The sequence below is a fragment of the Acaryochloris sp. IP29b_bin.148 genome (genome assembly GCF_028285565.1).
Classification (GTDB): domain Bacteria; phylum Cyanobacteriota; class Cyanobacteriia; order Thermosynechococcales; family Thermosynechococcaceae; genus Acaryochloris.
This window is the reverse complement of sequence record NZ_JANQOY010000245.1, coordinates 1-6,537: the sequence shown is the minus strand read 5'-3', so window position 1 is coordinate 6,537 and position 6,537 is coordinate 1. Positions and strand designations below refer to the sequence as shown.

The 6,537-nt window shown below is 51.4% G+C and carries 4 protein-coding genes and 3 tRNA genes; 5 read left to right on the top strand and 2 right to left on the bottom strand.

The genetic code is table 11. From position 1 onward, the window contains the following. Positions 1 to 23 precede the first annotated feature (23 nt). Positions 24 to 97, top strand: a tRNA-Pro gene (locus Q0986_RS22310). Positions 98 to 141: 44 nt separating this feature from the next. Here the strand turns inward: Q0986_RS22310 and Q0986_RS22305 are convergent. Continuing rightward, complete coding sequence (locus Q0986_RS22305; protein WP_299416278.1) at positions 142 to 696, bottom strand: Uma2 family endonuclease; 555 nt, start codon at positions 694 to 696, stop codon at positions 142 to 144. A 167-nt stretch (positions 697 to 863) separates the two neighbouring features. On the opposite strand from Q0986_RS22305, the gene Q0986_RS22300 reads away from it, so the two are divergent. After that, a complete protein-coding gene (locus Q0986_RS22300) occupies positions 864 to 1,550 on the top strand; it encodes an HAD family hydrolase (RefSeq protein ID WP_299416275.1) in 687 nt (228 codons plus the stop codon). A gap of 59 nt (positions 1,551 to 1,609) precedes the next feature. Here Q0986_RS22300 and Q0986_RS22295 read toward each other — a convergent pair whose 3' ends face one another. Then, complete coding sequence (locus Q0986_RS22295; protein WP_299416271.1) at positions 1,610 to 4,465, bottom strand: HEAT repeat domain-containing protein; 2,856 nt, start codon at positions 4,463 to 4,465, stop codon at positions 1,610 to 1,612. 172 nt (positions 4,466 to 4,637) lie between these two features. On the opposite strand from Q0986_RS22295, the gene Q0986_RS22290 reads away from it, so the two are divergent. From Q0986_RS22290 to Q0986_RS22280, 3 genes are all read left to right on the top strand, one after another. Further along, positions 4,638 to 4,765 (top strand) — tRNA-OTHER (locus Q0986_RS22290). Positions 4,766 to 4,906: 141 nt separating this feature from the next. After that, positions 4,907 to 5,030: transfer RNA gene (locus tag Q0986_RS22285), tRNA-OTHER, on the top strand. Positions 5,031 to 5,086: 56 nt separating this feature from the next. Beyond that, positions 5,087 to 6,537, top strand: a 1,451-nt coding sequence (locus Q0986_RS22280) for a TROVE domain-containing protein (RefSeq protein WP_299416267.1), incomplete at its 3' end; no start/stop codon positions are given.

Here is a 6,537-nt window from a genome sequence, read left to right as displayed (position 1 = left end):
GTCTTGTTGGCTGTGGTCAACAACGGGATGTAGCGCAGTTTGGTAGCGCGCCTGCTTTGGGAGCAGGATGTCGCAGGTTCGAATCCTGTCATCCCGATTACAAAACGGGTTCTGTCAGCGATGTTCTGAGGGTGAGGCCGATCAGGGATCGAGGCCACGATAGAGGTTTGCGATCGCAAATTCTAAACCCAGGCTATTCAAAACAACCTGATCGCCCGCCTGATACATAACGGTCTCCCACGTATTAGCCGCTGTGCGACGACGGCATTCTACCCGCTGGCTCTCCTGAGAAATCAGAATATATTCTTCTAAGGGCTGAATTTTTTGATAATCGTCAAATTTCTCGCCTGAGTCAAAATTTCTTGTATTAGGTGAAAGCACTTCCGCAATTAGCTTAGGATATCGCTTGAGATAACGATCGTCCCGATCTCGGGGGTCACAGGTAACAAAGGCATCAGGATAGTAGTAATACTCATCTTGATAATTCACTTTGACATTACCGGAGTGAAATCGGCACTCTGAATCCCCTAGATGTAGGTTAATTAGACTGAGGAGATTTAGCGCTAGGCGATCGTGATTATCAGTGCCACCCGCCATTGCATAGACCAAGCCACGCCGATATTCATGGCGAATGGGGTTTTGGCGTTCAATGGAGAGGTATTCTTCGGGACTGATGTAGTTAGGGATAGCCATCATAGAGCGTAGGGAGGGTACCCGGTAGTTTTATTTTAGCGATCGCAAGATATCAGCAGGTCTATTCTGAAAGACGTGTGGGCAATCGCACTACAATGCTCTGTTTTGCGATTACTCACGTCAGTGAGGCCCGTCGTTAGCTGTCTTTGGTTGAGTTAAGGTGAATTGGGATGATCGATCAATTCAGCACCCTATTGTTAGATATGAATGAAACGTTCATGTTTGGTTCTGATCGATTTGGCGCAACCGAAGATTACTCCGTTATCTATCGTCAGCTTGGTGGAACAATGGAGCCAAGCCTTGTCAATCATTTGACTGGCGCGGCTTACAATTATCTAGACGTTCGCTACCCCGATCCAAAGTATCGAGAGTCATTTCCAAGTCTTCGGGAAGCTTTTGAGAGTGCCGTAGCATTTGAACCACTTTCAAACGAAAATTTAGAGCTTCTGGTGGGAACATTTTCTCGACACGAATTAGGCACTGTTCCGCCTGAATATGCAGCCGCAATACATCAACTTTCTAAACATTTTCGACTGGGCTTAGTGATTGATATTTGGTCACCCAAAGCATTGTGGGTTGAGAGGCTGGAACACTGTGGTGTTCTCCCTATTTGTGAATCTGCATCGTTTTCGTCAGATTGTGGAATGGTCAAACCATCACCCTTTCCATTTTTAAAGGTATTGAAGGAGATGCAAGTCGAGCCACAAGATGCAGTGATGATTGGTGATTCCGTTCGGCGAGATTTGGGTGGGGCATCAGCAGTAGGAATGAGTTGTATCCTTGTAGGCGGTGCACAACATCCCTCTGCGTTAGGGGCAGTCGATAGTCTACTTGAGCTAATCGCATCAGATAGCTAACATCGTGCTGCACCAAAACGTTTCAGGATGGTCGGTTTGATCACATTTATGGGGTAAATTTAGCGCAAGTCAGATTTGATGGCTGGGTTATCCTGCAGCCAAATCTGCTTAAACTGGGAGTAAGGAATGATCTGGGCTCCATGCCACAAGGTTTTATAGGCTGCTTGATACTGTAGCGATCCATGGGATTTTAAAAAGATATCTCGAACTGGCAAGAGGGTTTTCTGGATGCTGGTATTGGCAGGCGATGCGGAAACCTGGCGGCTGAGAATTTCGAGCAAATGGTCGCTGGTTTGTTTTAGGTGGGACTTATTGCGGCTGGTCTGGAGAATACGCAATAAAGTATCCAGCACTTGGGGATGATTGGGTTGAAGACGACCAAGGCGACCTGCATGGCGAATTTGGGTAGCCCTGTTGGCGGAGGATTGCAGTTTTTGTTCTAAATTGGCAATCAGCTTTTTGTCTTCTAAAGGGGTTTTGTTGTTGCGTCGACGTTGACGTGAGGGTTGGAGCGCTGATGGCGTTGGATGCAATTCTGTGAACGCTTGGGTTAACTGCTCGGGGGCAATTTGTTGTAAGGATTGCAGCGCTTGCTGACGTAAAGCAGGATCTTGGGTGGTTTGTAAGAGTTCAGTCAGTGCTTGGAGTGCCACCTGATTCTCTGGATCGATTTTGCCGAGGCGATGAGCAGCTTTCCGGCGAAGCCCAGGAGCAGCCTCAGATTGAACAATCGCTTGTAACGCCTGCAATGCTTGCGGATGTATGGGTTGGATATCCGCTAGGCTTTTGGCAATCTCAATTTGCAGATCCAGATTAGGCGCTTGGGCCAGCAGGTGTTCTAGAGTTGCGATCGCAACCCCATTCCCCGGATCATAATTTTTACCCAAGCTATGGGCCGCCAGCCACTGCTCAAAAGGATTCTGAGCATTTACCACAAACTGTTCAATCGCTTTGGTTACCAGAGTGCGATCGCTCTGAGACAATGCTTCTCCTGCTGGCTCAATCCAGACCGTGGGCTTGCTTTTCTGCTGCTGAAATCGCCACTGGACCACCTCAGTGACTAACGCTTCGGCTCCAACAAATTGGGGATATTCCGCTAACCCTTTGGTCGCCAGTAATTTCGCCTGAGTATCGTAAAACCCACCGCAGCCATCGGCAAAGTCTACTAGCGCTTGCAGAAACTCTGCTTTATCCCCATCAGCCACATCACTGCGCCCCAACCATAGCAAGATCACTTCCTGCCATTGCGTACTGAAGATGGGATGAAAGGTCGTTTCCGCATGCTGATATTCGATCAACTGATGCCCATCTGCGATGGCTTGAGCTGCAAAATATTCTTGAAATGTGGCGTGATAAAAGGCGTAGACTTTGCCCCCGGAAGTAGAAGACCAGCCTGCGGGCTGCAGCCACCCTAACTGCAACGCAAGCGTTAACTGGTCTGGATCCAAATGTTGACTGACAAATACTTCGGGCAGGCGAAACAACGGCGACGGTTGGGCCATTGCCTGCAACGCCAGGTGGGCCAAGCCTTGGTTGAGCTGCTGCCGCTGGGCCAAGCTGGTGGGGTAATGATCCTGTTTCCAGTCGTAGAGGGCCTCGACAAACTGCCGATACAGCATAGCCTTCGTTTCTGGCAGTTGCCCTTGGGTGAGCTGCCAAGTTCGACAGAGCAAGGCCAGGTGCAAGGGATTCTGGATCAGGGCTTTGAGTCGCCGCAGCTCGGGTCGATTAATGTGGTGATACAGCGTATCGCCCTTCTGGTTTTGGAACCAGTTTTGAATTACGGTTTGGACTTGATTCCCCCCTTGGCGATAGCTGAAGCTAAGGCTGCGATAGGGCGTGAAGGTTTCCAGGGCGTTGTGACCTGCGTCCCAAAGTTGCGATCGCGAGGTCAGAATCACATGGGCCTCTCCCAGCCAGCCCTTCAGCTGCTTGGCCACAAACGCCAATGCTTGGCTGGGCACCATCCCCATTTCATCCACAGCATCCAGTAACAGCCAAACCTTGCCAGTTGAGAACTGCTGGGTAAAGGCTTGCTGCTGGCTTGGCGGAACGGTAAATACCTTCAGGGTTTGCTTAAGCCAGGTTTCTAGCAGGTACGTTTCTAGGGATTGGCCCTCTAGATCGGCTAAAGAGATCCAAATCGGCAGGACCTGATTTTGGGCCAGCAATTTAAGGGCCAAGGTTTGCAACAGCGTCGTTTTGCCTGCCCCCGGTGGACCAACGATGGCCACCCGCTGAACCGCTGATTGTGCCAGTAAAACCTCTAGAAACTGATCGGGCTGATAGACCGTTGTCTCGGTGTCAGCCTCGCCTATTGCATCCCTCGTTTGTGGAGCGACATCAGTCGGATATGCCACCAGCCCCACAGGACAATAGACATCCTTCAGGTCAAACGCCAACCCCGTATGGGCCGTCAGCGGATTAGTGGTTAAGCGAGTATCCAACGCCGCCTGACAGCAGGCTCTCCAGGGACTAACCTCTGTCTTCGGTTGCGACACCCCTCGGTCCGGGCGCTGCTGATTCCAAACGTGGTCAAAGCTTTGCTGATTGGCTGCTTCTTCCCAGCGGTTATGCCACAGGGTTAGGGTGAAATGCCACTGATCCGACCCCCGCTGACTAGTGCGGTGATCTTCCAGCATGCCCATAAAGGATTGCAGATGCTTGAGACCTGCTTTCACCTGTGCGAGGGTCAGTGGCGTCTCTAAATATTGGGTTAGGGCCACCAGATGCCGAGCCGTGGTTTGCACCACCAACCGCTGATCCGTTTGCCAATAGGTTTTGATCGTCCCCCGCAGTCCTGCCAGGATTTTTTCGTCCTCAAGCGCTAGGGAATCATTAGCGAACTGCACCAACCCCATCAGGAGGGTTTGGGTTCTGCGCTGGGTAATGGGACCAAAACTTTGCTTGGGCATAGAGAACGTTTACGACAAAGTTAGGGGGTTCCCCTTAACTTAGATATCCCCCCTTATTCTAAAACCCTAACCCTGTCCGCGTTTGACTCCAACTTTGCTGCATTGGAATCGGGGGAGAGACGGCCAGTAGATTAGGTTCAACGATAAGAAACGAGGTACTTCACGCCAAGCATGGACAGTTAGTTTAACGGTAGAACGCCTGCTGTATGTCCCTTTTTCACAGCATTATCCGCAAGGGTCGAAGAATTAGGGTTATCGCTAGGACGCAGGCAATAGAGGTTCGAATCCTCTCCTGTCCAAACCACAACCACGGGCGGATAGTTCAACGGTAGAACGTCTTAACCCCCTTGTTCACAACTTTATCCGCAAGGGTCGAAGAATTAGGGTTATCGCCTTCAACGCGGGAAATAGGGGTTCGACTCCCCTTCCGTCCATCCCCTGGAGTGGGTCGCTCAAACGGCAGAGCACCATTTATTGCCCGTAAGGGCCGCAGGAAATAAGGTTATCGCTTTTAACGACTTGTCCTTTATCCGTCGGGATGCGGGTTCGACTCCCGCTCCACTCCCTTTCCCTATATGGAATTTTCAGCTTTTTTATTGCCCAGTCGGGCCGGAGATGATCATGACTTACAAATTTTTTACCAACGCCCGTACCCCTCAGACCCAGCCGATTCCTGGTCGTGCCGCTGAAATGGTCCAAGGTCGATCTAGCGGCTATATGTTTGACCCTGGCATTTGGGGTATGCTGCGCCGCTGCCTACTGATCGGTACAGCCCAAAGCACCTACTATGCCGATAAGCATGAACTAACCGATGACTTTATCCATGTCGTCCAACAGTGTGTTTATGAGAACCCCCAGCGCACCGCTGAAGAGATTCTCTACGCCAGCGATGGCCGTTCCATCAACAACAGTGCACCCATTTTGGCCTTAGTGCTGTTATCCATGGGAGAGACCCAGACTGCCAAGCAGGCCTTTGTGGAGCTGTTCCCGCAAGTGGTGCGAACAGGTAGCCATTTTTACGAGTGGTTGAACTATACCAAGTCCTTACGGGGCTTCGGTAAAATCATTCGCCAGTGCGGAACGGCATGGCTCTCGAACCCCGATGCCAAAGCCTTAGCCTATCAGTTGCTGAAGTACCAGCAGCGTCATGGCTTTACCCACCGGGATGCCTTACGACTGTTCCACGTCAAACCCATCAGTGCCGATCATCAGGCCCTTTATCACTGGGTGACCCAGGGTTGGGAGACCTTGCCTGAAACTGCTCCTGACGCTTTAAAGCAAATTTGGTGGTATGAGCGGGTCAAGCGTCAGCCCGAGGCTACTCATGAGGCGATTACCCAAGGTCGTTTAACCCACGAGATGATCGCCCCCATCGGTCAGATGGATCAGCGGGCTTGGCAGCTCCTCTTAGACGGAATGCCCGTGGGAGCCTTATTGCGAAATCTAGGGTCTTTGACGGCGCTAGGTGTTCTCCAGGCCCATAAAAGCAAAAACCTCAAGCGAGTAGCCGCAGTATTAACCAACAAGCAGCGCTTGCGCAAGGCTCGGATTCATCCGATTGATGTGCTCAAGGCCTTGAAGACCTATGCGTCTGGGGGCCAGGTGGGGCGAAGTCGCAAGACTTGGACACCGATCGCCCGAGTCACCGATATTCTCGAAACAACTCTTGAGCTATCTTTCGAGACGGTTGCCCCAACGGGCAAGGTGTTTATGCATGCCATCGATGTCTCCGGGTCCATGTCCTACTACACCGTCGGTTCTGTGGGCCTCAGCTGCTGCGAGATTGCCACGGCAATGGCGCTGGCAACGGCCAAAGCTGAGCAGAATTACGCGATTCGCGGGTTCTCAACCCAGTTCCGTGACTTGGGTATCACGGCCCGAGATAGCTTCCGCGATGCACTTAAGAAGGCAACGGATAACAACTTCGGAGGCACCAATGCAGCGGTGGCCTACGAGTGGGCGATTCAGCATCGCTTCTATGCCGATGTCTTCTGCTTCTGGACGGATTCTGAGTCCTATGCAGGGCGACAGCATCCGAGTCAGGCACTAGCTGAGTATCGACGTCTAGTGAA

What these genes read in the sequence shown, in the direction of transcription:
- Q0986_RS22305 (WP_299416278.1), bottom strand. Translation starts at nt 696, where the DNA reads ATGATGGCTATCCCTAACTACATCAGTCCCGAAGAATACCTCTCCATT.
- Q0986_RS22300 (WP_299416275.1), top strand. Translation starts at nt 864, where the DNA reads ATGATCGATCAATTCAGCACCCTATTGTTAGATATGAATGAAACGTTC.
- Q0986_RS22295 (WP_299416271.1), bottom strand. Translation starts at nt 4,465, where the DNA reads ATGCCCAAGCAAAGTTTTGGTCCCATTACCCAGCGCAGAACCCAAACC.